Annotated in this window: 18 protein-coding genes; 8 read left to right on the top strand and 10 right to left on the bottom strand. The window is 67.2% G+C overall.

Annotated features, from left to right (window positions below; all coding sequences use genetic code 11):
* Nucleotides 1–23: 23 nt before the first annotated feature.
* Nucleotides 24–548 (bottom strand): pyridoxamine 5'-phosphate oxidase family protein, encoded by a 525-nt coding sequence (locus VMT40_RS36005; protein ID WP_326364129.1) that lies wholly within the window; start codon nt 546–548, stop codon nt 24–26.
* A 15-nt stretch (nt 549–563) separates the two neighbouring features.
* Nucleotides 564–1,379, bottom strand: a complete 816-nt coding sequence (locus VMT40_RS36000) for an acyl-ACP thioesterase domain-containing protein (RefSeq protein ID WP_326364128.1) — start codon at nt 1,377–1,379, stop codon at nt 564–566.
* Nucleotides 1,380–1,494: 115 nt separating this feature from the next.
* Between VMT40_RS36000 and VMT40_RS35995 the strand changes: the two genes are divergently transcribed.
* Entirely contained in the window at nt 1,495–2,406 is a 912-nt protein-coding gene (locus tag VMT40_RS35995; RefSeq protein WP_326364127.1) for an ADP-ribosylglycohydrolase family protein, read from the top strand.
* Between the two features lie 5 nt (nt 2,407–2,411).
* Here the strand turns inward: VMT40_RS35995 and VMT40_RS35990 are convergent, their stop codons facing one another.
* Nucleotides 2,412–3,239: a PhzF family phenazine biosynthesis protein gene (locus VMT40_RS35990; protein ID WP_326364125.1), complete on the bottom strand. Its 828-nt coding sequence runs from the start codon at nt 3,237–3,239 to the stop codon at nt 2,412–2,414.
* A 92-nt stretch (nt 3,240–3,331) separates the two neighbouring features.
* A complete protein-coding gene (locus tag VMT40_RS35985) occupies nt 3,332–5,761 on the bottom strand; it encodes a cation-translocating P-type ATPase (RefSeq protein WP_326364123.1) in 2,430 nt (809 codons plus the stop codon).
* A 141-nt stretch (nt 5,762–5,902) separates the two neighbouring features.
* Here VMT40_RS35985 and rarD point away from each other — a divergent pair, with 141 nt between their 5' ends.
* Nucleotides 5,903–6,811 carry an EamA family transporter RarD gene (rarD, locus tag VMT40_RS35980; protein ID WP_442790121.1) on the top strand — a complete coding sequence of 303 codons (909 nt, stop codon included), beginning with the start codon at nt 5,903–5,905 and terminating at the stop codon, nt 6,809–6,811.
* A 50-nt stretch (nt 6,812–6,861) separates the two neighbouring features.
* On the opposite strand, the gene VMT40_RS35975 is transcribed toward rarD, so the two are convergent.
* Genes VMT40_RS35975 through VMT40_RS35965 form a run of 3 tightly spaced genes read right to left on the bottom strand, consistent with a single transcriptional unit; the run spans nt 6,862 to nt 9,625 of the window.
* Nucleotides 6,862–7,914: an ABC transporter substrate-binding protein gene (locus VMT40_RS35975; protein ID WP_326364120.1), complete on the bottom strand. Its 1,053-nt coding sequence runs from the start codon at nt 7,912–7,914 to the stop codon at nt 6,862–6,864.
* A gap of 3 nt (nt 7,915–7,917) precedes the next feature.
* Nucleotides 7,918–8,805, bottom strand: a complete 888-nt coding sequence (locus VMT40_RS35970; RefSeq protein WP_326364118.1) for an ABC transporter permease — start codon at nt 8,803–8,805, stop codon at nt 7,918–7,920.
* Nucleotides 8,795–9,625: an ABC transporter ATP-binding protein gene (locus VMT40_RS35965; RefSeq protein ID WP_326364117.1), complete on the bottom strand. Its 831-nt coding sequence runs from the start codon at nt 9,623–9,625 to the stop codon at nt 8,795–8,797. The genes VMT40_RS35970 and VMT40_RS35965 overlap by 11 nt, the downstream gene beginning before the upstream one ends.
* A gap of 161 nt (nt 9,626–9,786) precedes the next feature.
* On the opposite strand from VMT40_RS35965, the gene VMT40_RS35960 reads away from it, so the two are divergent.
* The 3 genes from VMT40_RS35960 to VMT40_RS35950 all read left to right on the top strand — a co-directional run bounded on the left by VMT40_RS35960 (nt 9,787) and on the right by VMT40_RS35950 (nt 12,826).
* Entirely contained in the window at nt 9,787–11,640 is a 1,854-nt protein-coding gene (locus VMT40_RS35960) for an ATP-binding protein (protein WP_326364116.1), read from the top strand.
* Nucleotides 11,622–12,302, top strand: coding sequence for a response regulator (locus VMT40_RS35955; RefSeq protein WP_326364114.1), 681 nt, complete (start codon nt 11,622–11,624; stop codon nt 12,300–12,302). Before VMT40_RS35960 ends, VMT40_RS35955 begins: the two co-directional genes overlap by 19 nt.
* Before the next feature lie 125 nt (nt 12,303–12,427).
* A complete protein-coding gene (locus VMT40_RS35950; protein WP_326364274.1) occupies nt 12,428–12,826 on the top strand; it encodes a VOC family protein in 399 nt (132 codons plus the stop codon).
* 26 nt (nt 12,827–12,852) lie between these two features.
* Here the strand turns inward: VMT40_RS35950 and VMT40_RS35945 are convergent, their stop codons facing one another.
* A complete protein-coding gene (locus VMT40_RS35945; protein ID WP_326364113.1) occupies nt 12,853–13,470 on the bottom strand; it encodes a class I SAM-dependent methyltransferase in 618 nt (205 codons plus the stop codon).
* Nucleotides 13,471–13,491: 21 nt separating this feature from the next.
* Complete coding sequence (locus VMT40_RS35940; RefSeq protein ID WP_326364111.1) at nt 13,492–14,880, bottom strand: alpha/beta hydrolase family protein; 1,389 nt, start codon at nt 14,878–14,880, stop codon at nt 13,492–13,494.
* A gap of 138 nt (nt 14,881–15,018) precedes the next feature.
* On the opposite strand from VMT40_RS35940, the gene VMT40_RS35935 reads away from it, so the two are divergent.
* The 3 genes from VMT40_RS35935 (at nt 15,019) to VMT40_RS35925 (ending at nt 21,147) form a co-directional block, all read left to right on the top strand.
* Complete coding sequence (locus VMT40_RS35935) at nt 15,019–16,278, top strand: serine hydrolase domain-containing protein (protein WP_326364109.1); 1,260 nt, start codon at nt 15,019–15,021, stop codon at nt 16,276–16,278.
* 114 nt (nt 16,279–16,392) lie between these two features.
* The gene (gene dnaE, locus VMT40_RS35930) at nt 16,393–19,944 is read left to right on the top strand and encodes a DNA polymerase III subunit alpha (protein ID WP_326364107.1); all 3,552 of its coding nucleotides are present in this window, start codon (nt 16,393–16,395) and stop codon (nt 19,942–19,944) included.
* A gap of 45 nt (nt 19,945–19,989) precedes the next feature.
* Nucleotides 19,990–21,147 carry a beta-mannosidase gene (locus VMT40_RS35925; protein WP_326364105.1) on the top strand — a complete coding sequence of 386 codons (1,158 nt, stop codon included), beginning with the start codon at nt 19,990–19,992 and terminating at the stop codon, nt 21,145–21,147.
* Here VMT40_RS35925 and VMT40_RS35920 read toward each other — a convergent pair whose 3' ends face one another.
* On the bottom strand, nt 21,148–22,812 hold the full coding sequence (locus VMT40_RS35920; RefSeq protein WP_326364273.1) for an ArnT family glycosyltransferase: 1,665 nt from the start codon (nt 22,810–22,812) through the stop codon (nt 21,148–21,150).

The following is a 22,812-nucleotide window of genomic DNA, read 5'->3' as shown; positions in this document are numbered from 1 at the left end:
TCGCGACCTACCCGCGCCGACGGCTAGGTCACGGCGAAGTGCCAGCGGGTTGCGCCGTGGGGTTCGGTTAGGGCTACGCCTACTGCTGTGTGGGGGGTGAAGCGGTAGAGGTGCCAGGGGGCGGGGCCTGCGCTTTGGGCGCTGTAGGGGGCCGTTACCGTGTCGCCTTCGCGTTGGGCGGGCCAGCCGGAGGCTCGGTAGGCGGCGGTTACGCGGTCTAGTTCGGTGGGGTCGGTGATGCGGTGGGCTTCGCCGGTGAGGGTTAGGTCGACGTCGGGGAAGCGGAAGGACAAGGTGCAGGCGGGGTTTGTGGTTAGGTTGCGGGATTTGCGGGTGGTGGGGCCGCTGGTGAAGTAGAGGTGGCCGCCCGATTGGATGCAGCCGATGCCTGCGGAGCTGGGTTTGCCGTCGGGGGTTACGGTGCCTAGGAATTGGGGGGTTTCAGGGAGGCCCACTCCCTTTTCGACTGCCTGTTGTACCTGCTCCCAGGGTAATTCGCCGGTGCCGTAGATGTTGAGGTCCTGGGCTGATATCGGGTCTGGGAGCATCGGGTCCTCCTCGAATCAGAAGGTGGCGGGGCGGAGTTGGGCTATGGCGCGGGTGTCGCCGTCTACCGCGAACCAGAGGGTGATGGCGTCGTTGGTGCGGGCGGTGTGGATGTCCAGGGGCTCGCCGTAGCGGATGGGCTTGTTGTATTCCAGCACGAAGCGGTGGGGGGATCGGGTGAGTTCGGGTGTGTCGGCGGTGAATTCGTGGACGGCGTGCCAGTAGGCGGTGTTGGTGATGTGTTGGAAGTGGTCGGTGTCGGTGCGGCGCAGGGGGAATCGGGTGCCGGGGGTGGCGGGGAGGGGGGTGTCGAGCCATTGACGCCAGCGCAGGCGGTGGTCGTCGGTGGTGGTGCACATGAGGTCGAAGAATTCGTCGGCCACGCGGGAGGGGGCCATCGTGTCCTTGTTCATGTGGATCCAGAAGCCCTCGGTCTCGATGAGGCCGCCGGTGTCGGAGTCGATGCGTACCCGCATCGTGCACCAGCGTGGGGAGATGCCCGAGCACCAGCGGCGGATGCGGAGTTGGGACGGCCAGGTCACGGGGCGCAGGACGTCGATGACGGTGCGGCGGCAGATCCAGTGCGGATGCGACTCGAGGGCGTCGCAGTGGATCAGGTGGTCGACGCCCGCGTCCTGGAGGTGGCGGGCGATGCCGTCGACGCGGAGGTATTGGTGCTCGTCCATGTCAACGGTGCCGAGGCGGCGGGTGACGTCGAAGATGTGGCCCGAGGTGGGGACGGGGGCCAGGGCCCGGGTGATCGGGTGGGAGTCCATCAGGGTGGGACGGTCTTCGAGCTGGTTCATCATGGGCAGAACCTCCGGATCATCCATCCGTCGTTTTGTGCCCCCGAGCGTAGTGTGCCAGCCGTCCGGACCCCTGCCGCCCTGCCGAGTAACGTCGTGGTTGATCGATGTGGACGCATCGGAGCGGAAGAGGCGAGCGCACATGGAATTGACGCCGGAGCAGGCCGATCGGGCCGCGGGGGTTTTGCTGGGCACGGCGGCCGGTGACGCGTTGGGGGCCGGGTACGAGTTCACGCATCCGGGGCCCGAGGTGGAGATCCGGATGAAGGGCGGCGGGGCGTTTCGGTGGGCTCCGGGGGAGTGGACCGATGACACCGCCATGGCGGTCGCGGTGGCGCGGGCGGCGGCGAAGAACGCGGACATCTGTGGTCCGGAGGGGCTGGACGCGGTGGCGGCGGAGTTCGTCGCGTGGTGGGATTCGAAGCCCAAGGACATCGGTAATCAGACGCGGCAGGTGCTCGAGTGGCGCGACCGGAGCGGGCGGGCCATGCAGATGCGGGCCCACGATCTGGACGGACTGAAGGCGGGCAATGGGTCGCTCATGCGGACCGCGCCGGTGGCGCTCGCCTATCTCGACGATGCCGAGAAGTGCGGGAAGGCAGCGAAACTCGTCAGTTCGCTGACCCATTACGACATGCAGGCCATGCAGGCGTGCAAGTTGTGGACGCTGGGCATTCGGCACGCGGTTCTGTACGGCACCTACGACGGTTTGCGGGAGGCGCTCTCGCAGGTGGACACCGGATTCTGGGAACCGTTGCTGGACAAGGCGGAAACCGGCAGCCCGGCGGATTTCCCCAAGAACGGGTGGGTCGTGCACGCCCTGCAGACGGCCTGGTGGGCCATTACGCATGCCGAAACCCTGCCCGGCGCACTGGAACTCGCGGTGCGGGCGGGTGGGGACACCGATACGACGGCCGCCATCGCGGGCGGGCTGTTGGGGGCGCGGTGGGGTGCGTCGGCGGTTCCGGCCGAGTGGGTGGAATTGCTGCACGGGTACCCGGGGTATCGCGCCGATGATCTGGTGGCGTTGACGCGGCAGATCACTCAGCGCTGAATGTCCTAGTCCGGCAGGCGAACTACCCCGTCCAGGTAGCGGCGGCAGCGTCCGGTCAGACGGACGCGGTCGTCGGACAGGTGGCAGCGCAGGGAGCCGCCGCGGCGGCTGAGCTGGCGGGCGGTGAGGGTGGTGCGGCCGAGTTCGCGGCTCCAGAGCGGGGCCAGTTGGGCGTGGGCGGAGCCGGTCACCGGATCCTCGGGGACGCCCTGGCCGGGCGCGAAGACGCGGGAGACGAAATCGACCTCGTCGCCTTCCGCAGTGAGGATGGCCGCCCGCTTCATGGCCGGGAAGATCGAGAAGTTCGGGCGGGCGTCGCGGACTTCGTGTTCGGCGGTGAGGAACAGGATCACGTCGGTGCCCTCGAAGGCGCGCAGGGGCCGGACGCCCAAGGCGTGGGCGAGTTGCTTCGGAATATCCTCGTGCACATCGATTTCCACCGACGACACCGACGGCAAATCCAAGACGAGATCATCGCGGTCGCGGTCCACGCGTAACCAGCCGCTGCGCGTGTAGAAGTGGACGCGGTCCGCGCCGGGATGCATATCGTCGAGGATCTGCGCGGCCGCGGCCATGGTGGCGTGGCCGCACAGCTCGACCTCGACGCTGGGGGTGAACCAGCGCAGGTGGAAGGCGGGCGAGTTGTCCGGCGGCGCACCCGCTTCCGGCGGCAGGGCCGAGGTGTAGAAGGCCGTCTCCGCGAGGTTGTTCTCCTCCGCTAGCCGCTGCAGCAACTCGTCCGGCAGCCAGGACAACAGCGGCATGACCGCCGCGGGGTTGCCCGAGAAGGGGACGTCGGCGAACGCGTCGAGCTGATGCAGCAGGACCTCCATGGGGCACAAGGTACCGGCGAAATACACGCCTGCCCAGGACGATGCCGCCCCCGGCGAGCCAAACCATGCGACCAGTTTGGATGTTAAGCGCGTCAGTCCTTTTCGACGAGTTCGGGGTGTTGGGTGTGCGGCGACTCGCCGAGGAACTTGGCGCTCAGCCACCACGCCGCCTCGACCAACACGATGCCGATCGCACCGCAGACCACCGCCGAGGTCGTCAGCGCCACGTTCGACGGATCCAGCTTGAAGAAGTGTCGAGTGAACGGCACCGTGAACAGGATCAGGTATCCCGCAACGGAACCCGCGACGAGCAGGATCTTCCACCAGTTCCACGGGCGCGCCACGATGGCCAGCACCCACACCGCGATGATCAGCAATGTGATGAGCGCGGTAGTGCCCGCCTGCACCTTCGCGGTGGTGCCCGCGTCCGGACCCTTGTAGGCGATCAGGTACGAAATGAACGTCATCACGCCAATCACCAAACCGGACGGTACGGCCAATCGCATGACGCGGCCGACGAATCCGGTGCGGGCGCGCTCGTTATTCGGCGCGAGGGACAGGATGAAGGCCGGGATGCCAATGGTGAACCAGGCGGCGATCGTCACGTGGCGCGGCAGGAACGGATAGCCGATGGCCTTGTAGTGGAAGATCTGCGAACCGATGCCCGCCACGCCGACCAGGAACGCCAGCACCACCGAGTAGACGGTCTTGGTGAGGAACAGGTTCGAGACCCGCTCGATATTGCCGATGACGCGGCGGCCCTCGGCGACCACATAGGGCAGGGTCGCGAACTTGTTGTCCAGCAGCACGATCTGGGCCACCGAGCGGGTGGCGGGGCTGCCCGAACCCATGGCGACGCCGATATCGGCGTCCTTCAGCGCGAGCACGTCATTGACGCCGTCGCCGGTCATGGCCACGGTGTGGCCGCGCGACTGCAGCGCGGAGACCATGGCGCGCTTCTGATCCGGGCGGACTCGGCCGAAGACGGTTTGGTGGTCGAGGACGTCGGCCAGTTCGTTCTGGTCCTCGGGAAGCTTGCGCGCGTCGACCGGGTGGTCGCCGCCCGGCATGCCGAGCGAGGTCGCGACCGCGCCGACGGAGACGGCATTGTCACCGGAAATGACCTTGGTAGAGACGTTTTGGGACGCGAAGTAGTCGAGGGTGGCCTTGGCGTCGGGGCGGACCTTCTGCTCGAGCACGACCAGGGCGGCGGGGGTGACCGTGCCCGGCGCGTCCTTGGCGTCGACCGGCCGGTCGCTCTGGGCCAGCAGCAGGACGCGTAATCCCTTCGCGCCGATTTCCTGTGCGGTGGCGGCGATTTCGGAGTGCGGGTCGAGGAGCACGTCGGGTGCGCCCATGAGCCAGTTGCCGTGGTTGCCGTAGGACATGCCGGACCACTTCTTGGCCGAGGAGAAGGGGGCGATGGCGGTCGAGGGCCAGCCGGGGGAGGTGGGTTCGGCTTCCTTGATGGCCAGGACGCTGGCGTTCGGCCGGGGATCGTCGGCGGCGATGGCGGCCAGGACCTGGCGGAGTTCGGATTCCGGAATATCGCCCACCGCACGGACTTCCGACAGGCGCATGCCGTTCTCGGTCAGTGTCCCGGTCTTGTCCGCGCAGACCACGTCGACTCGCGCCAGCCCCTCGATCGCGGGCAGCTCCTGCACCAGGCACTTGCGCGCACCCAGCCGGACCACGCCCACCGCGAACGCGATCGACGTCATCAGTACCAGGCCCTCCGGCACCATCGGCACCAGTGCGGCCACCATGCCGTTGACCGCGGGCCGCCAGGACTCCTTCGACGAGACCAGCTGGTTGTAGATCGACAGCAGTCCCGCCGGAATCAGCAGGTAGGTAATGACTTTCAGGATGGTGTCGATACCGCTGCGCAGCTCCGACTTGACCAGCGTGAACTTGCTGGCCTCATCGGCGAGCTTGGCCGCGTAGGCGTCCTTGCCGACCTTGGTGGCCCGGTACGCGCCGCTGCCCGACACCACGAAACTGCCCGACATGATCGGCGCGGCAATGGTTTTGTCGATGGGGTCGGCCTCGCCGGTGAGCAGCGATTCGTCGACCTCCAGAAGTTCGGATTCGACCACCTCGCCGTCGACCACGATCTGATCGCCGGGGCCGAGCTCGATAATGTCGTCGAGCACGATCTCCTGCGGCGCGACCGCGGTGGCCTTGCCCTCGCGGCGCACCATCGGCTTGGCCTGCCCGACAATGGCCAGCTTGTCGAGGGTGTTCTTGGCGCGGATCTCCTGGATGATGCCGACCGCGCTATTGGCGATGATCAGCAGGCCGAACATGCCGTCGATGATCGAGCCGGTGGCCAGCACCAGGATGAACAGCACGCCGAGGATGGCATTGATGCGGGTGAAGACGTTGGCCCGGACAATGTCGCGGACCGACCGGCTGGCCCGCTCGGGCACGTCATTGGTCAACCCGTCGCGTCGCCGCTGCTCGACCTCGGCGGCGGTGAGCCCCGGGGCGGGTGGACTAGCTGCCTGCGCAGTAATCGACATGCCCTCCACAGTAAAGGGCGATCAAAGAAACTGGGCTGTTGCTGGGCGTCACGCGCCGGGCGGGGTGTGGGGATGATCCTATGAATCGGCTGTCGTGAGGTTCATTGCGCGGGCTAACGTAATCGGGTGGCCGAAGGACGAGTGAGCGTCGATAGCGCGCGGGCAGAGAGTCATCTCCAGCGAGACTCGGGCGTCGCCTTCGGGGTCGGGGCCTATTTCATCTGGGGGTTGTTCCCGGCGTTCTTCGGATTGCTGTCGTTCGCGAGCCCGGGGGAGGTGGTCGCCGAACGAATCCTGTGGACGCTGGTCGTGTCGCTGTTGGTTTTGACCCTTGCCGGGCGGCTGGGTGAGCTGCGCCGCATCGATGCCCGGACCTGGCGGCTGGCGGCCGCGGCGTCGGCGGCCATCTCGATCAACTGGGGTGTGTACGTCTACGGCGTGATCTCGCATCACGTTGTCGAGTGCGCGCTGGGGTACTTCATCAATCCGCTGGTCACGGTCGCGTTCGGGGTGGTCATCTTTCGTGAGAAGCTGCGTGCGCCGCAGTGGGTCGCGTTGGGGCTGGGTGCGGCGGCGGTGATCGTGCTGACCGTGGATTACGGGCGGCCGCCGTGGATCGCGTTGATCCTGGCGTGCTCGTTCGCGACGTACGGGCTGGTGAAGAAGGTGATCCGGCTCGATGCCCTGCCCGGTCTCGCGGCCGAGGGGTTGGCGGCGGCTCCGTTCGCGCTGATCGTGGTGATCGTGATCGCGCTGACCGGGAATGCGACGTTCGGCACCTCGGTCTCGCACACCGGGCTGCTCATGCTCACCGGGCCGGTCACGCTCGTGCCACTGGTGCTGTTCGCGCTGGCGGCACGGCGAGTGCCGTTGTCCACCATGGGAATTCTGCAGTACCTCACACCCGCGCTACAGCTGACCTGGGGTGTCGCGGTGGGGCACGAACCCATGCCCGCGTCGCGGTGGGCCGGATTCGCGTTGATCTGGTTGGCGCTGGTCGTTTTCACCGGCGATGCGGTCCGGCGTTCGCGTCGCACGGTGCCCGCCTGATACGGCGAAACCGCACACCCCTCATCGGATGTGCGGTTCCGCCGGGCAGGTCAGGGTTTACGCGCGCCCTGCGCCTTCTCCACGAACTCGTTGGTGTAGGTGGCATCCAGATCGATGCGATCCTTCACCGGCGACACATTGCGCGAATACTGCGACAGGATCCGCAGCACGTTCTCCGCCCCTTCGCGTTTCATCAGTCCGTCACCGTTGAACATGCTGATCGAATCGGTGATCGACTTGACGTACAGCTTCGGATCCCCGCCCGCGTACTGCGCGGGCATCTTGGCGGCGATCTCCTCCGGCGTGTGCGACTTGATCCAGCCCAGCGTCTGGACGAAGGCGTTCGCCAGCTTCTGCACGATGTCCGGATGGCTCGCGACGGTCTCGCAGCGCATGTACAGCGAGGCGGCGGGGTAGAGGCCGCCGAGCGCCTCGCGGGTGCCCTGCTCCTTGCGCATGTCCACCAGGATCTGGGCGTCCCCGGAGGTGACCATCTTGGCGACCGTGGGGTCGGTGGTCATGCCCGCGTCGATGCCATTGTGGTTCATGCCCGCGATGAACGTCTGTCCCGCACCGACTTTCACGCGGGTGTAGTCGGAGGTCTGCAGTCCGGCCTGCCCGGCCAGGGCCTGGGTGAGGAAGTCGGTGGACGAGCCCAGCGACGTGACACCCAGATTGCGGCCCTTGAAGTCCTTGGGGGACTTGATGTCCGCGGCGTCCTGCTTGGACACCAGCTCGACTTCGCCCGGCACATCGGCGAATTGCACGACCGTCTTCAGACACTGGTCCTTGGCCTGCAGGTCGATGGTGTGGTCGTAGAAGCCGACCACGGCCTGCACGTCGCCGGTGAGCAGCGCCGTTTCGGCGGTCGCACCGGACTGCTCGCCCAGCAGCTTCACGTCGATGTCATTGGCCTTGAAGAAGCCCAGCTTCTCGGTGAGCATGGCGGGCAGGTAGATGACCTTCTCCAGGCCGCCGACCATGATGGTGATCTGCGGGCGGCCATTGGCCATCGGGATCGTGCGGGAGTCGCGGCAGCCGGTGACCAGCAGCAGCGAGCTGATCGCCAGCAGGATCAGGGCGAGATGCTTGCGGTACCTCATGGCTCAGATCCCGTGCGCCGAGGACGACTGCGAGGGACGCCATTTCAGCAGGCGGTTCTCCGCCAGGCCGATCAGCCACTCCGCCACCAGCGCGACGACGGTGATGATGATCATGCCCGCGTAGATGCCCGCCGCGTCGAAGGTGCCCTGCGCATTGCTGATCAGCAGGCCCAAACCCTTGCTGGCACCGGCGTATTCACCGACCACCGCGCCGATGAGCGCGAAGCCGAAGGCGGTGTGCAGCGACGACAGGATCCAGGTGGTGGCGCTGGGCAGGACGATGGAGCCCAGCACCTGGCCGCGGCTCGCGCCCAGGATGCGGGCATTGTTGATGACATTGCCGTCGACCTCACGCGCGCCGGTGAAGGCGTTGAAGAACACCGCGAAGAACACCAGGACCACGACCGTGGCCACCTTCGACTGCAGGCCCAGACCGAACCAGATGATGAACAGCGAGGCCAGCACGATGCGGGGAACCGCGTTGAGCGCCTTGATGAACGGGGCCAGCACATCGGCCCAGTAGCGGGAGCGGCCCAGCAGCACGCCGAGCACGACACCCGCGACGGTGCCGATGGCGAAGCCCAGCACGGCCTCCTGCACGGTGGTGTACAGCTGTAGCCAGATGGAGCCGAATTGCGTTCCCTTGGTGAACCATTCGACCAGGCGGTCCCAGATGAGGGAGGGCTTGGAGTAGAAGAACGGGTCGATCCAGTAGGTGGCGGTGAGCTGCCAGGAACCGAGCCAGGCGAGCACGATCAGGGCGCGCAGGGCCCAAGTGCGGATCTTGTTCTTGCGGGCGTTATTACGAACGCGGGAGAGGATCTGGTCCTCGGTCTCCACCTCGAATTCGGGTGCGGTGGCGGCGGTCTGCTCGATGACGTTATGCGACACGAGACGCTCCCTTCGTGCGCGCCGCCTCGACCTGATCGCGCAGCGTTTCCCAGATTTCCTTGTAGAGGTCGCGGAATTCCTCGGTGAGGCGGACTTCCTCGACATTGCGGGGGCGGTCGAGGGTGACCTTGAAGTCACCGCAGACCGTCGCGGGGGAGGCGGTCATGACGACCACGCGGTCGGCCAGGGCGATGGCCTCTTCCAGGTCGTGGGTCACGAAGATGACCGCGGCGTTCGTACCCGACCACACGCGCAGCAGTTCGTCCTGCATGAGCTGGCGGGTCTGCACGTCGAGCGCGCTGAACGGCTCGTCCATGAGGATGATTTCCGGGTCGTTGACCAGCGTCTGCGCCAGCGCGACGCGCTTGCGCATGCCGCCCGACAGCTGATGCGGGTAGTAGTTCTCGAATCCGGCCAGGCCGACCGTGCGCACCCCGCGGGCCGCGCGCTCGCGGGCCTCGGCCTTGGTGACGCCCCGGAACTTCGGTCCCAGCGCCACATTCTCGAGCACCGACTTCCACGGCAGCACGGCATCCTGCTGGAACATGTAGCCGACGCCGTCCGGGATGCCGCGAACATCCTTGCCGCGCACCAGGGTTCGACCGGCCGAGGCGGGCTCGAGGCCGGAGACCAGCGACAGCGTGGTCGACTTGCCGCAGCCGGTGGGGCCGACGACGGCGACGAATTCGCCCGCGGCGACGGTGAAGTTGAGATCGCGGACGGCGGTGTGAATGCCGCCGTTATTGCCGGGGAACCGCTTGGTCGCGCCACGCAGTTCGATCAAAGGCGCGTCGTTGCGCTCAGTGGTCGGTGTGCTCATTACTGCTCCTGTTTCCAATGCCACTTTCGCGGCGTTGGACAGAAGCTACGTGCGCCGGGTCACACTCGGCCCGGTTGTGTGCGCAAGTCACACAACTGACGATTCGACCGTTTTGTGCATTCTGCTCAGGCGTTTGCGCGCTGTTGTCTACACTGTCGCCCGTGTTCTCGCTCGGCCCCCGCTCCGTCCGTCTCCGGACCCAGATCCTGCTCTTGCAGATCGCCGTGGTGGGGCTGACGCTGGGACTGGCATTCGGGGTCTTCGCCTACGTGAGCGGTGAGCGCCTCTCCAACGAATACGGCCAGCGCGCCCTGGCCATCGCCCGCACCGTCGCCTCCGACCCGCAGGTCCGCGCCGAGGTCGCGCGCTACGCGGACAGCCCGGTGCAGACCGGACCGGCGCTCAGGCAGGAACTCGCCGCCGGGAATTTAGAAGGCATCGCCGAGAGCGCGCGCCTGCGCACGGATGCGCTGTTCGTGGTGATCACCGACGATGCGGGCATCCGCCTGGCCCACCCCGACCGCTCCCGCCTCGGCGAAAAGGTCAGCACCGACCCCTCCCGCGCCCTGGCCGGATCCGAGGTCGTCATCCAGGAACACGGCACCCTCGGCGAATCCGTCCGTGCGAAAGTCCCGGTCCTGCGGCCGGATTCAGTATCCGCGCCCGCGCCTGCGGCCCAGAACGCGCCCGGGGCTGCGCCCGCGCCCGAGACTGGATCTCCGGGGACTGGAACTGTGCCCGCGCCAGGGGCGGGGGCCGAATCGAGCACCGCGGCCGCGCCCGCGGGCCAGCCTCGGGAGCGCGTGGTGGGCGAGGTGAGCGTGGGAATCTCGACGGCGGCGGTGCGGGATCAACTCCTGCGGGACCTCCGCCGGGCGGGGCTGCTCATCGGTGGCGCGCTGCTCGCCGGTATCGCCGGATCGGTGTTGCTGGCCCGTCGCTGGCATGGTTTGACGCTCGGTTTGGAACCTTCCGATCTGGCCGATCTTGTGCGTGAGCAAGATGCGGTTCTGCACGGCATTGGCGAGGGTGTGGTCGCCGTCGACTCGAGCTGGCGGATCACCGTCGTCAATGACGAAGCCCGCCGCCTGCTCGGTATCGACCCCGCGCCGGGCAGCGAGGTCGATGCGATCGGGCTGACTCCCCGTGTGCTGCAAGCCTTCCGGGACGCGGATGGTGAGCCGGTGCAGGCGGCGGTGGGGGAGCGGATCGTGGTGGTCACGGCGCGCACCGTCACCCGCGACTCGCGAGCCCTCGGCGCGGTCCTGTCCGTCCGCGACCGCACCGACGTGGAATCCCTGACCCGCCAACTCGACGCGGTCTCCACCATGAGCACCGTCCTACGCGCCCAGCGCCACGAATTCGCCAACCGGCTACATCTGCTCAGCGGGCTGCTGCATACCGACCGGCCAGACGAGGCCACCCGCTACCTTGACGACCTGCTCGGCACCGGCCCGCTGGGTGCGACCCTGCCGGGCCTCGACGCCATCCGTGATCCGTACCTTCAGGCGTTCCTCGCGGCCAAGGCCGCGCATGCTCGCGAGCGCGGCGTCCAGCTCCGGCTCGGCCCGAACACCTGGGTCGACGCGAATCTCTCTGCCCCCGTTGATGTCACCACCGTGCTCGGCAACCTGATCGACAACGCCATCGACGCCGCCGCGGCGGACGGCGCGTCCGAACCGGTAGTCGAGGTCGAGTTGGTACGGGATGGGGAGACCTTGCACATCGCGGTCGCGGACAGTGGGGCGGGCGTCGCGGCCGAATTGATGGATTCTCTGTTCGCCGAGGGAGTTTCGACCAAGGCCGGTGGCGGCCCCGGCGGGCGGGGGCTGGGTCTGGCGCTGTCTCGGCAGGTGGCGCGGGCTCGGGGTGGGGATGTGCGGTTGGCCGATCCGGGTGGTGATGCCCGCCGTGATGCGGGCCCGGACGAGACCCCTTTGGCCGGAGCGGAATTCATTGCCCGGATGCCGGGTGTGTTATCGGAAGAGGAGGCGGCGTGGGCCGCGGAGAACTGAGCGTATTGGTCGTCGATGACGACTTCCGCGTGGCGAATTTGCATGCCGGGATCGTCTCGGCCCTACCGGGATTCACGGTCGAGGCGACGGTGAACAGTCTGGCCGCCGCGCGGGCCGCGATTGCCGAGCACACCTTCGATCTGGCACTGGTGGATGTGTATCTGCCCGACGGGTCGGGTGTCGAGTTGGTGCGCGAGATCGGGTTCGACGCCATGATGCTCACGGCCGCAACGGAATCGGGGACGATCCGGGCGGCATTGACGGCCGGGGCGCTGGGGTATCTGGTGAAGCCGTTCGATCACGCCGCCCTGGCCGCGCGACTGGCCGGATACGCGCGGTACCGGCGGATCCTGTCCGCCCCGGAGGTGACCGCGGCCGATGTGGATCTGGCCCTGGCGGCGCTGCGTCCGCAGGCGGCTGCGACCGCCGGTGGCGTGACGCTCGCACCCGCCTCGCACACGAAAGACCTGGTGCTGGAAGCGGTTCGGGCCGCCGACGTACCCATGTCCGCCGCGCAGGTATCGGCGGCGATCGGCATCTCCCGCGCCACCGCCCAGCGCTACCTGGCGACCCTGGTCGGTGCCGGTGACCTGCGGATGCAACTGCGCTACGGCTCCACCGGCCGCCCCGAGCAGGAGTATTCCGCGCCCCGGCGAGTGTGATCGTTCGCACGGGAGACTTGGCGAATTCCGTGGCGAATGGTTAACGTCGAAGCGGTGGCGATGCTCCTGTCGGCCGACTTGTACCGGTCCAGGGTCGGGATCGTCACGAGTACAGGAGAATTCCTATCACTATCCAGTTCAACCACACGATCGTCGCGAGCAAGGACAATCGAGTCTCCGCCGAATTCTGGGCGGACATTCTCGGGGTGGAGGCGGGCAAGCCGTATGGTCCGTTCATTCCGATTACCGTCGGTAATGGCGTCACCTTCGACTTCGCCAACCTGCCACCGGGTTTCGAGGGCGAGCCGCAACCGCAGCATTACGCCTTCCTGGTGTCCGAGGACGAGTTCGACGCGGCCTACGACAAGATCAAGCGGTACGGCATGACCTATTGGGCCGATCCGCGTCAGCAGGGCGTCAATCAGATCAACCACAATGACGGCGGCCGCGGGATCTATTTCCTCGACCCCGTCGGGCACTACATGGAGCTGATCACCGTCCCGTACGGCGGCTGGCCGCAATAGGATTCACGCGGATACCGCCGTGCCGATCACGCGGATACCGCGACGCCCAGCGTGAGCGCACCCCACGGTTTGGGGCCGTCGGGCTGGTAATAGCGGTCGATATCGCGGATCTCGAATCCCGCGGATTCGATCAGGCCGCGAATATCGCGGTTGAGGTGGCAGCCACCGGCCACCGCCTTCTGGAGCGGATTCAACCGGTTCTGCCACTTCGCCACACCGGCATCCGGTGCGAGACCGTGCTCGACGAAATGAAAAGTGCCGCCGGGCACCAGAACCCGGCGCACCTCGGCGAGCGCGGTCTCCGCATCGGGAATGGTGCACAGCGTCCAGGTGGACAGGGCCGAATCGAAGCTGTTGTCCGCGAACGGCAGGTGTTGGCCGTCCAGGCCGGACCGCTCGACCGGCACCGGCGAGGCCGCCACCCGCTCGGCGGCCATGCGCCAGCCGAGATCGGCGGGCTCGATCGCGCTCACGGATTTCACCGTGTCCGGATAGAACGGCACATTGCGTCCCGAGCCGAAGCCGATCTCGAGCACCCGCCCGTGCAGGCCGGAGCAGATGCGCTGGCGTTCGGGATTCAGGTGCTTGGTGCCGCAACACAGGTCGACGAGGTGCGGCAGCACCCGGTCTTCGTAAATTCCCACGCCACCACTCTGCCCGAAATGTCAGTGTGCGGGCGGGAAGCGCTGGGTCAGCCAGTCGGTGACATAGGTCAGCACCTGCGGATCGATGGTGGTCTCGATGGTGGCGTACTCCTTCGGGCTGCCCGTATCCGCGGGCTGCATCAAATGATTGAGCCCGTCGAAGACGTGCACGGTGGCGTCCGGGTCCGCGGCCAGCAGGCTGCGGGCCGGGCCCTCGCTCTGGGAGGCGGGCACCTGCAGATCCTTGGTGCCGTAGAAGGCGAGCACCGGCATGCGCAGGGCCCGCAGCGCCGGGGCCGGGTCATAGCCGACGAGGGCGGCCATGTAGGGCGTCACCAGCGCATTGATGTCGTCCTCGGAAAGCTTCTTGTCGACCGGGAGCTCGTCATTGTGCTGTCGCACATAGTTCTTGGCGGCCGTCAGATCCCCAGACCGCAGCAGCGTGGCCAGGGTGTCGGAGAAGCCGACCTGCTTGTCGACCTCCTCGGGGCTCGCGCCCTCGGCGGTGAGGATGAGCCGGTTCTGCAGCACCAGCACATCCGAGCCGGGCACCGCCGGGCCCGCCATCATGATCACGAACGCCACGCCGCTGTCCGGCCGCGAAGCGTAGAGCGGACCGAGGTAACCGCCCTCGCTGTGGCCCAGCAGACCGATCCGTTTGGCATCGATCTCGGAACGCCCACGCAGGAAGGTCATTCCGGCGGCGATGTCATCGGTCAGATCCTGATAGGTCGACGTGTCCAGGTCCCCGCCGGTCTTGCCCACGCCGCGCTTGTCGGTGCGCAGCACCGCGTACCCGGCGCGGGTGAGGGTGTCGGACAACAGCAGGAACGGCTTGTGGCCCAGGATCTGCTCGTTGCGGTCGTTCGCCCCGCTGCCATTGATCAGCACGACCGTCGGGAACGGGCCGCCGGTGGTGGGTTCGGTCAGTGTCCCGGCAATGGTGATATCGCCGCTGCGATAGCTGACGTCCTCGGACTTGTACGGGAACGGCGGCTTCGGCTCCTGCGGGCGCGGCGGTGTCTCGACCTTGCCGCGGTCCAGGTTCAGCGGGAACGACTTGCCCGCCTGGGTGAACGTGCCCGTGATGCGGTCCGCGCCCTTATCGTATTTGCCCTGGTACGAGGGGTTTCCCGGAAACTTCGTGATCGAGAAGGACACGGCGTCGGCATCGGCCTTCACATCGCTGAGCGATTTCTCCTGCACACCCTGCGCCGGAATGTCGATGGTGGCCTTGCCATCGTTCGCGAAGCTGACCCCGACGGCCAGCGGATGGTCGGGGATCTCGATGTTTCCGTGGAAGTCGCCGGTCACCCGGGGTGGGGCGGCCGCCTCCTGTTTCGTCGAGCACCCTGCCACCAGGGCGACGACGGCGAACACAGCCAGCAGTACCGACCGCAGCGTACGCATGGAGTTCAGCGTACGCACCCGCGCGCGATAACGAGCCCATCCCGAACCGGACACTCGAAATAACCACTGGGGCAACGGCAATAACTTCCGCCCCCGCGTCATTGCCCCGCCTCACCCACCGCTCGTACCGTGGGATGGGTGAGCAATGACGCTTCCTCGACGGGTCTCGTGGACCTGCCCGGCTCGGTGCGCGGCTACGCCAGCGCCGAATTCGGTCCGCTGGTACGCACTTTCGCGCGGCTGGTCGGTGGTCGTCCCGGCGCGGGCGGCGCGCTCACGGTGCATCTGCGGGGTGAGCCGCTGGTCGAGATCTGGACCGGCGAGGCCGCGCCCGGCCGGGAGTGGGACGCCGACACCGGCTCCATCGTCTTCTCGGCCACCAAGGGTATTTCGGCCACGGTCATCCACCGGCTCGCCGACCGCGGGCTCATCGACTACAACGCCCCCGTCGCGCACTACTGGCCCGAATTCGCCGCCAATGGCAAGGAGCGAATCACGGTGCGGCAGGTCCTGTCCCACCGGGCCGGGCTCTACGGGCTGCCCGCCATCGCGCGCGGACTCGACGACGTGCTCGATCACCGCATGATGGAAGCGCAGCTGGCCGCGGCCAAACCCGATCACCTGCTGGGGATTCCGACCTATCACGCGCTGACCTACGGCTGGCTGCTGGCGGGTCTGGCGCGGGCGGTCACCGGGCGCGGGATGGCGGAATTGTTCCGGACCGAGGTCGCCGAACCGTTGGGGGCGGAGGGAATTCACCTGGGCATGCCGCCCGCTGGCTCGCCGACGCGCGCGGCGGTATTGCAGGGGAACAAGCTGTCGGCGGTGGGCACCAACTACGTCTCGCTGGTCCTGGGTCGCGCCTACACGCTGCCCGGCGCGCTGGGCGCCGCCGCGCGCGCCCTGTTCCTGCCCGGCCTGGATCTGCTGCTCGAGGGTGATGAGCCGCCCATCCTGCGCACCGAACTCGGTGCGGGCAATGGCGTCTGCACCGCCACCGGTCTGGCCACGGTGTACGGGGCGCTCGCCAATGACGGTATGCACCGGGGTCGCCGGTACCTCTCGCCGGAGACCATCCGGGCCATGCGGCACGTCGAGACGTACGCGCTCGACCACGCCCTGTTCTACATCCCGATGATGTGGCACATGGGATATCACTCTCTGCCCGTCCCCGGTGCCCGCGCGGGCTTCGGGCACATCGGTCTCGGCGGATCCTTCGGCTGGGCCGATCCGCGGCAGGGACTTTCGGTCGGATTCGTGCACAACCGCCTCGGCATCGGTGCGCAGAGTCTGGACCAGATCGCGTCGGCATGGGTGCTGCCGCTGGTGGTGCGGGGCGCTCGCGCGGCGCGCCGCACCACAACCCAGATCGAGCCCGCGGCGGCGTCGGTGGCCTAGCGAGCGGTGCGATCGGTGGCCCAGATCACGACACGCGCACACCGCCACGCCGATCTCGTGACCCGCCCCCGCGTGCCTTCGGAACCTGTCGGCGGGTGCCCTTAAGATGGCCGAGTGTCAGCCTCGTCGGGATCATTCGTTCATCTCCACAACCACACCGAGTACTCGATGCTCGACGGCGCGGCGAAGATCACGCCCTTGTTCAAAGAGGCGACCCGGCTGGGTATGACCGCCGTCGGCATGTCCGACCACGGCAATATGTACGGCGCCTCGGAGTTCTACAACTCCGCCAAGAAGCAGGGCATCAAGCCGATCATCGGCATCGAGGCGTACATCGCTCCGGAGTCCCGGTTCAACACCAAGCGCGTGCTGTGGGGCGACCCGTCGCAGAAGTCCGATGACGTCTCCGGTTCGGGTTCCTACACCCACATGACCATGGTCGCCGAGAACGCGACCGGTCTGCGCAACCTGTTCAAGCTGTCGAGCCTCGCCTCCATCGAGGGTCAGCTCGGCAAGTGGGCGCGCATGGACGCCGAGATCATCGCCGAGTACGCCGAGGGCATCATCGCCACCACCGGCTGCCCCTCGGGCGAGGTGCAGACCCGCCTGCGCCTGGGCCACGAGCGCGAGGCCCTGGAAGCCGCCGCCAAGTGGCAGGAGATCTTCGGGCCGGAGAACTTCTTCCTCGAGGTGATGGACCACGGCCTGTCCATCGAGCGCCGGGTGCGCGAGGGCCTGCTCGACATTGGCAAGAAGCTCGGCATTCCGCCGCTGGCCACCAACGACTGCCACTACGTGCACGAGTCCGACGCGGCCAATCACGAAGCGCTGCTGTGTGTTCAGACCGGCAAGACGCTCTCGGACCCGACCCGCTTCAAGTTCGACGGCTCCGGCTACTACCTCAAGTCCGCCGAGGAGATGCGCGCCATCTGGGACGCGGAGGTCCCCGGCGCGTGCGACAACACCGTGCTCATCGGCGAACGCGTGCAGTCCTACGAGGACGTCTGGAAGCATCGCGACCGGATGCCCATCTTCCCGGTGCCCGAGGGCCACACCCAGGCCAGCTGGCTCGAGCACGAGGTGATGAAGGGCCTGGACCGCCGCTTCCCGAGCGGTCCGCCGGAGGAATACATCCAGCGCGCCAAGTACGAGCTCGGCGTCATCAACGAAATGGGCTTCCCCGCCTACTTCCTCGTCGTCGGTGACCTCATCACCTACGCCCGCAGCGTCGGCATCAATGTCGGCCCGGGCCGTGGTTCGGCGGCCGGTTCGCTGGTCGCCTACGCCATGGGCATCACGAACATCGACCCGATTCCGCACGGTCTGCTGTTCGAGCGCTTCCTCAACCCGGAGCGCGTGTCCATGCCCGATATCGATATCGACTTCGACGATCGCCGTCGCGGTGAAATGGTCCGCTACGCCACCGAGAAGTGGGGCAGCGACAAGGTCGCCCAGGTGATCACCTTCGGCACCATTAAAACCAAAGCGGCGCTGAAGGACTCGGCGCGCGTGCAGTTCGGCCAGCCGGGTTTCGCCATCGCGGACCAGATTTCGAAGGCGCTGCCGCCGCCGATCATGGCCAAGGACATTCCGCTCTCGGGCATCATGGATCCCGAACACGAGCGGTACAAGGAAGCGGCCGAGGTTCGTGAGCTCATCAATACGAATCCGGACGTCAACAAGATCTACGAGACCGCGCGCGGGCTCGAGGGTCTGATCCGCAACGCGGGCGTGCACGCCTGTGCGGTCATCATGTCCAGTGAGCCACTGACCGACGCGATCCCGGTCTGGAAGCGCGCGCAGGACGGCGCGATCATCACCGGGTGGGATTACCCCTCCTGCGAGGCCATCGGCCTGTTGAAGATGGACTTCCTGGGCCTGCGCAACCTCACCGTCATCGGTGACGCGCTGGTCAATATCAAGAACAACCGCGGCATCGAACTCGACCTCGACACGCTGCCCCTCGAGGACCCGGCCACCTACGAATTGCTCGCGCGCGGTGACACTCTCGGCGTGTTCCAGCTCGACGGTGGCGCCATGCGAGACCTGCTGCGCCGCATGATCCCCACCGGCTTCGAGGACATCGTCGCCGTGCTCGCGCTGTACCGCCCGGGTCCCATGGGCATGAACGCGCACAACGACTACGCCGACCGAAAGAACGGGCGGCAAGAGGTCAAGCCGATTCACCCCGAATTGGAAGAGCCACTCAAGGACATCCTGCGTGATACCTACGGCCTGATCGTGTATCAGGAGCAGATCATGCAGATCGCGCAGAAGGTCGCCGGGTACTCGCTCGGTCGAGCAGACATTCTGCGTCGCGCCATGGGTAAGAAGAAGGCCGAGGTCCTCGAGGCCGAATTCGAGGGCTTCGAAAAGGGCATGCTGGAGAACGGTTTCTCCAAGCCCGCCATCAAGGCGCTGTGGGACACGATTCTCCCGTTCGCCGGGTACGCGTTCAACAAGTCGCACGCCGCCGGATACGGTCTGGTCTCCTTCTGGACCGCCTACCTCAAGGCCAACTACCCCGCCGAGTACATGGCCGGTCTGCTCACCTCCGTCGGTGACGACAAGGACAAGGCCGCCGTCTATCTCGCCGACTGCCGCCGCCTGGGCATCCAGGTGTTGCCGCCCGACGTCAACGAGTCCGAACTCGAATTCGCCTCCGTGGGCAAGGACATTCGCTTCGGCATGGGCGCGGTGCGCAATGTCGGCGCGAACGTGGTCGCCTCGATCATTCAGGCGCGCAAGGAGAAGTCGAAGTTCACCGACTTCTCCGACTACCTGAACAAGATCGACGCCATCGCCTGCACCAAGAAGGTCACCGAATCCCTCATCAAGGCAGGGGCTTTCGACTCGCTCGGGCATCCGCGCAAGGGCCTGATGCTGGTGCACTCCGACGCCATCGACGCGGTCATGTCCACCAAGAAGGCCGAGGCCATCGGGCAGTTCGACCTGTTCGGCGGGCTCGACGAGGGTGACGAGTCGATCGCCAGCGTCTTCAATGTGAAGGTCCCCGACGAGGAGTGGGAGACCAAGCACAAGCTCGCGCTGGAGCGGGAAATGCTGGGCCTGTACGTGTCCGGGCATCCGCTCAATGGCGTCGAGCACGTGCTGGCGGCCCAGTCCGACACCCAGATTCCGGCCATTCTCGAGGGCGAGGTCAAGGACGGCGCGCAGGTCACCATCGGCGGCATCTTCGCCAATGTGACGCGGCGCGTGAACAAGAACGGCCTGCCGTGGGCGTCGGCGCAGCTCGAGGATCTCAGCGGTGGCATCGAGGTGCTGTTCTTCCCGCAGTCGTACTCGGTGTACGGCATGGACGTCACCGAGGACGCCATCGTGCTGGTGAAGGCGCGGGTCAGCGCGCGCGACGACCGGGTCTCGCTCATCGCCAACGACCTTGTGGTGCCGGACCTTTCGTCGATCGGCGTGGACAAGCCGGTGTCGGTGGTGATTCCGACCCGGCTGTGCACACCGGACAAGATCGGTGAGCTCAAGCGGGTGTTGAACCGGCATCCGGGCACCGCCGACGTGCACATCCGGCATGTCGGCTCCCGCGACCGCACCACCACGCTCAAGGTCGCCGACAATCTCCGCGTCTCGCCGTCCTCGGCCTTGATGGGCGATCTGAAGGCACTGCTGGGCCCGGGCTGCCTGGGCGGCTGACGCGGTTACCGGGAGATAGCCCGGTACCCCGGTAGGGTGCTGGACATGGCGACAATTGGGCGTTTGCGCTGTCTCGTCGGAATTTTCGCCGTCGGGTTGCTGACTGGCTGCGGGAGCAGCCAGCCGCACCATGTGGTCACCACGTCACTGCCGCAGCAGCCCTCGGCCAGCGCACCCGCCGCCCCGGCCGCGGTCACCGCGAGCCCGAACGGTCTGCTGCTGCACGGACAGCCGTGGTGGCCCGCGGGATTCAATGGCCCGCAGCTGCCCACCGACTACTCGGTGAACTTCGGCTGCGGGGCGCAGGTGGATCTGGACGCGTTCTTCGCCAAGGTGCCCGAGCACGCGCTCATCAGGTTCCCGCTGTTCCAGGCGTTCGCGGTGAACAAGAATTCCAGCGCGCTCGACTTCGGGCCCACCGACCGGGTCTTCGCGGCCGCCGAGAAGTACGGCCGCCTGCTGCTGCCGGTACTCGCGGCGCAGAGCGGCGACTGCGGCGACGAGGTGTTCAAGCAACGGCAGTGGTACGTGGACGGGTGGAAAACCACCAGCCACGTGCCCGGCCGCGCGGTCATGAGCTTCCAGGACTGGGTGCGCACCGCCGTGGATCGCTGGCGCGGCTCGCCGGTGGTGGCGGGCTGGGAGCTGGTCGGCGAGCCCGAGCCCAGCGTCTGCCGCGGCACCCAGTGCGATCTGCGATTCCGCACCTGCCCCAACGACTCCCAGCAGGTGCTGCGCACGTTCATGGACGAGGCGGGCAAGGACGTACGCGCGCTCGATCCGCACCGGCTGATCTTCGCGGGCTATGTCGGCGGCAGCCAGTGCGGCACCGCCGGTGACGCGTTCAGCTATGTCAGCGCGTCGCCGAATATCGATGTGGTCGAATTCCACGACTACAACGAGGACGGCGTCCCCCTGCCCGGCGGCCCCAACAATGGCCTGGCGCGGCGGCTGACCCAGTCGCGCGACCTCGGAAAGCCCTTGCTGGTGGCCGAGATCGGCGAGTACGCCGGGTCCTGCGAAACTCTCGACGACCGCCGCGACAGTCTGGCCCGCCGCATCGACGGCCAGCGCCAGGCGGGTACGGCGGGCGCGCTGTTCTGGGCGTTCGTTCCCGACCCGCGACCGGACCAGTGCACCTACGACATCGGTCCCGACGATCCGCTGTGGGGGCTGGTCGCCGAGCGCACTACCGTCGGCTGATCAGCTGCCGATCACCCGGTACAGTCGCCAATTCGGCTGACCGGCACCGTCATTGGGGACCTCCAGCTCCAAGGTGGCGATCTGCGCGCCGTTCTCGTACATGGTCGGGTAGCGGCGATTCACCGCGTCGGAGGTGCCGCGGCCGGAGTTCGGCACCGCCAGAATGTATTTCACGCCTCGTTCCAGCGGGCGGTTCAGGGTCTGCACGAAATCGCGGTCGGAGGGAATGACGAAGCGGTCCGGGTGTTTCGACGCGATCTGCACCGCGAAGCCGTAGACGGTGTCCATGACAATCGAGCCGCGCGGAAGATTCATGGCGTCGAGGTGGTCGGCCAGTCGGCGCTCGGCGGCGAAGGTGTAGGCGATGTGCTCGGCGTCGAGATACTTGTTGCTGGTGTCGGTGGGGTCGGGGAAGAGCACGGCGCGCAACGCGTACTCCTGCACCGCCATGAGCTGACTGTTCATGCCGCGCGCGGTGATCGGCAGCGACACCACGAGCACCAGACCTACCAAGGCGGCGGCCATGGTCGCGAGGCTCGACGATCGCGGCTCGTCGTCCACCGGTGGTTGCGGTTCGGTCGCGAACGCGCCGAGCCTGCGGCTGGGTACGGACCCTCGGGCCGGTGAAATCAGCAGCGCCAGTATCACGGTCAGCGGGATCACGGCCACATAGAACCGCAGGAACGCGAAGGTCGAACCGGTTGCGTAACTGAGCATCTGGAAGCCCAACACCGATCCGCACAGCAGCATCGGCACCACCGGCGTCAGCTCCCGCCGCCGCATGGCCAGCGCCCCGACGATCGGCAACAGCAGCGGCAGCGCGGGCGCGAGGATCAGCATCGCCCCGATCGAGTACTGCGCCGCCGCCAGCGGATGGTGCGGCCCCGTCGCCCCCTCCTGCGCCAGGATCGCGGAATTGCCGTACTGCGAGGTGAACTGCTGGAACGCCTGCCCGGTAATGAGCCAGCTGGTGGCCGCCCACACCACGAACGCCAACGCGACCGGGGCCGCGACCAGCACCAGATCCATTGCCGCGCCAGCGAATCGGTGATCGACGCCACGACGTCGGTAGTAGCTGAGCGCGAAGACGAACACCCCCGCGGTGGCGGCCGGGGCCAGGGCGTCGTAGCGGGTCAGATAGCCGAGGCCCAGCGCGATCCCGCACGCCACCAGATCGTGCACACCGTCGGTGGTCACCCAGCGCATGAGCCGCCGCACCGCCCAGCACAGGCAGAACAGGAACAGCGCCTCGCTCATCCCATTGCCGCCGTAGAACACCACCATCGGATTCAGCGCGAACACGGCGGTGACGAGCGCGCACAGCCACACCGGCACACCGCGATCCCGGCCGATGCCCCACACCATGACCACCGCGCCCGCCATGAACAACGAGGTCATCAGCACGCCCGACAGCCCCCAGCGGGTGATCGCCGGAACCCAGCGCGCGAACGCCACGAACGGCAGCTGCGCCAGCGCGGTGAGTGGGGTGAACACGAACCCGATGGCCGACAGGTGCGGATCCCGGCTGAACAGCGCCGAATCCGTGGCCGAGACGCGGCTGAGCGCATCGCCCATCAGATATCCGCGACCGGCGGTGAGGAAGCCGCCGGTGATCACGTACAGCAGCGTCGACGCGGCGAAGATCGCGCGCGGCACCCGGTCCAT

It is taken from the genome of Nocardia sp. CDC160 (assembly GCF_035818795.1).
In the GTDB taxonomy this organism is placed as follows: Bacteria; Actinomycetota; Actinomycetes; order Mycobacteriales; family Mycobacteriaceae; genus Nocardia.
This window is presented reverse-complemented; position numbering and strand designations above follow the sequence as displayed.